At 72.6% G+C, this 3,169-nt stretch carries 6 protein-coding genes; all 6 read right to left on the minus strand.

What is annotated here, in order from left to right; genetic code table 11:
* The coding region (gene repSA / locus ACIGHB_RS34220; RefSeq protein ID WP_399918735.1) for a replication initiator protein RepSA at window positions 1-1,356 on the minus strand (1,356 nt) is incomplete at its 3' end.
* Complete coding sequence (locus ACIGHB_RS34225) at window positions 1,353-2,093, minus strand: DNA methylase (protein ID WP_399918737.1); 741 nt, start codon at window positions 2,091-2,093, stop codon at window positions 1,353-1,355. The genes repSA and ACIGHB_RS34225, both read right to left, overlap by 4 nt.
* Entirely contained in the window at window positions 2,045-2,242 is a 198-nt protein-coding gene (locus ACIGHB_RS34230) for a hypothetical protein (protein ID WP_399918739.1), read from the minus strand. Before ACIGHB_RS34230 ends, ACIGHB_RS34225 begins: the two co-directional genes overlap by 49 nt.
* A complete protein-coding gene (locus ACIGHB_RS34235) occupies window positions 2,235-2,477 on the minus strand; it encodes a hypothetical protein (protein WP_399918741.1) in 243 nt (80 codons plus the stop codon). The genes ACIGHB_RS34230 and ACIGHB_RS34235 overlap by 8 nt, the downstream gene beginning before the upstream one ends.
* Window positions 2,478-2,482: 5 nt before the next feature.
* Window positions 2,483-2,665 (minus strand): hypothetical protein, encoded by a 183-nt coding sequence (locus ACIGHB_RS34240; RefSeq protein WP_399918743.1) that lies wholly within the window; start codon window positions 2,663-2,665, stop codon window positions 2,483-2,485.
* Window positions 2,666-2,761: 96 nt separating this feature from the next.
* The coding region (locus ACIGHB_RS34245) for a GGDEF domain-containing protein (protein ID WP_399918745.1) at window positions 2,762-3,169 on the minus strand (408 nt) is incomplete at its 5' end.

Below are 3,169 nucleotides of genomic sequence, written 5' to 3' on the forward strand. Positions count from 1 at the left end.
GGCGTGTTCGCGGTTGTGCTGGATGTCGCGGCGGATGTTGGCGGCGAGCCAGGACTCGCCGGGTGTGGCGCCGTGGCCGGCGTAGGCCCAGTGCGCGACGACGAGGAGGGTGGACTCCGGGTGCTCGTCGGGGTCGGGCAGGCCGAGGGCGGTTCGCTGTTGCTGCGCGCGGTAGTCGGCGCGTACCTGGCGTAAGGCGCCGAGGGTGGTGGAGTAGGCGCGGGACTTGGTGGAGAAGTGGCCGCGGAAGCCGAGCATGTGGGCCCAGGCGCGCAGGCGGCGGTCCGGGTATGCGGCGTCGAGGTCCATGCAGGCTTCCATCAGGCGCCGGGGGTGGTCGGGGACGGCGAGGAGGATGAGGGCTTCCTTGTTGCCGACGGGGTGGTTGACGGTGCCGGTGGTCTCGGCGGCCTTGGTGGCGTACTTGGCGACGTAGGCGGCGACGGCCTGTTCGGTCAGTTCCTCGCCCTGGCCGAAGGCACCGATGGGCTGCACGTCGAGCTGGGTGCCCCAGGTGAGGACGAGGTCCTGGGCGATGCCGTGGTCCGGGGCGGCGTCGACGGTGACGCGGGCGCGGGTGGCGGCTGCGTGGATGGCGTCGGTGAGGAGGTCGAGGGTGGCCCAGTGCGGGGGCGGGGTGTGCGGTCCGTCGGGGCCGTCGAAGCGGATGACGGCGTGGAAGTGGACGGCGCCGCGTTTTTGGTACTCGGCGACCTTGCCGAAGGAGACGCGGGACTGTTCGCGGGCGGCTTTCTGGGTGAGGCCGGCGCGGGCGGCGATCTCGCGGCGGAGGTAGATCGTGAAGTATCGCCACAGCTCGGAGGCGTGGTTGTTCCACAGCACCGCGCCCGCGTAGTCGTACGAGGACGGGTCGAGCGGGGTGCCGAGCTCCGGGGCGTCCTCGGCGTGCTGGATTCCGCAGCGGCAGGGGCGGGTGCCGGGGCGGTTGTGGACCGGGCCGAAGGACGGGGCGGTGAGCGTGGCGAACACCCGCGGGTGATCACGGATCGTCTCCGGAGTCCCCTTGGCCGGATCGCCGGTGAGGCCGGCGCGGATGAGGTGGTAGGTGTCGCCGGCGTAGGTCCAGGCGCAGGCCGGGCAGCGGGAGGCGCGGCGGTTGCCGCAGGCGACGCGGAGGACGCCGCCGGGTTCGGCGTCGGTGGTGTAGGCGTGGATGACGGTGCGGGTGGCGGGGTCGAGGAGCTTGGTGCCGCCGGTGAGGCGGATGGGGGCGGTGCAGCCGCCGGTGCGGCGGAGTTGTTCGGTGAGGCGGTCGAAGCCGGGGGACCCGGCCACCCGGAGCAGGTCGCTCAGGGTGGCCGGGTCCAGGCCCGCCGCGAGGGCGGAGTCGATCACGCCAGGACCTCCTGTCGGGCGGTGAGGAAGGCGGTGGCGATCCAGCGGGTGTAGGCGGGCGGGATCGCTTCGGTCAGCTCGGCGTGGACGTCGGTCCAGGTGATGCCCATGGCCTGCTGCATCTCGGGCACGGTGGCTTTGCCGCCACCCTTGCCGTACGCGGCCACGTAGGGGCCCTCACGCCGGATGCCGTGGCGGTGACCACGGACGTAGCCCCGGTGGCGGGGGTGGGTGGGCTTGGGGGTGGACCAGCGGCCGAGTTCGAAGTTGCGGTGCCGCAGGACGCCGAGGCCGAACATCTCGCCGCACAGGGTGAGGTCCTTGCGGATTGCGGCGCGGCCGTTGGGCTGCTCGATGACGTACGGCAGGCCGGTGGCGTCGAGGAGTTCGCGGGTCGGGGCGACGAGGTCGACGTGGGCGTTGCCCCAGCCCTGGGAGGCGTTGGTGCCGACGGTGATGGTGCAGCTGGCCTGGCAGGGCGGGGAGGCGTGGACGAGGGTGTAGCGCTCGATCTCGCCGGTGGTGATCAGGTGGGTGAGGTGGTCGAGGGCGTCGCCGTAGTGGTAGGCGAAGGGGTAGTTGGGGCGGTGGGCGATGTCGCAGCCGTCGACCGCGAATCCGGCGAGGTGGTAGCCCATGGCGGCACCGCCGGCGCAGGAGAACAGGTCCAGGACCCGGGGCGAGGCGTTCACGCAGCGCCTCCCCGGCTGTGGGCGGAGCCGTGGTTCGTGTTCCATCCGGCGACCAGGGCACCGACCTGAGCGTCACCCTTGGCGGTGGCGGAGGCGCCGCAGTGGCAGACGGCGGACGCGGTGGCCGGCTCGGAGGGGGACGGCTTGCTGACGTGCAGGCCGGGGCTGGAGGAGGTCGGGGTCAGGTCACTCACGTCCGGTCTCCTCCTTCGCGTCGACGGTCAGGGCGTCGAGGGCGGCGGCGGCTTCGGTCGCGGCGGTCGCGAGGGTGCGCAAGGCGTCGGCCGAACCGTGGGAGCACAGGAGCGCGATCTCGATGGCGTCGCCCTCGATGCGGAGGCTGACGAAGGGGCGGGAGTGGTCGGGGTACGAGGTGACGCGGGTTCGGGTGTCCGCCCTGAGGTGGCTGCTGACCGAGATGTTGTCCATGTCGATCACCGCCCGGCCGGGGCGAGGGTGGCCCGGTTGGTGCGGGTGCCGGTGCCCTTGCAGGCGGGGCAGGTGGCGGCGAGGGTGTGGCGCCGGCCGTCGGGGGTGACGTTGCCGGTGGTGATGTGGACGACGGGGAAGCCGTCGCAGTCGCGGCAGACGCGCCGGGCGGGGGTGTTCTCAGGCATGATGAGTGCTCCCTTTCGGGTCCGGTGGATCTGGAATGGGGTTGATGGCGCCCGGGGCGGCGGAAGTTTGGCGACCGAGGCCGCCCCGGGGGCCGCTTAGCGTGTGTTGCGCCTGCCGCGTCCCTTGACCGCGTACATCGACGCGTCGGCGGCCGAGAGAGCGTCGGTCAGGACCGGGACCGCGATGTCGTCGCGGTGGCAGTGCCCGACCGAAGCCGAGACCGGCAGGACATGCCCGCAGTGGGTGACCGGCTCGTCCAGCGCGGCCCGGAGCTCGGCGAGGCCGGGGGTGCGGGCGGGGTCGGTGACGATGGCGGCGAACTCGTCACCGCCGAGGCGGGCGGCGATTCCGTACCGGCCACACCAGGCGGTGAGCCTGTCGGCGGTGGCGATCAGGACCGTGTCGCCGGCGGCGTGGCCGTGGGTGTCGTTGATGGCCTTGAAGTCGTCCAGGTCGACCAGGATCACGAGCGCGTTCGAGTGCTTGCTCATGAGGTGGTCGGC

Source organism: Streptomyces sp. NPDC085460 (assembly GCF_044541975.1).
GTDB lineage: Bacteria > Actinomycetota > Actinomycetes > Streptomycetales > Streptomycetaceae > Streptomyces.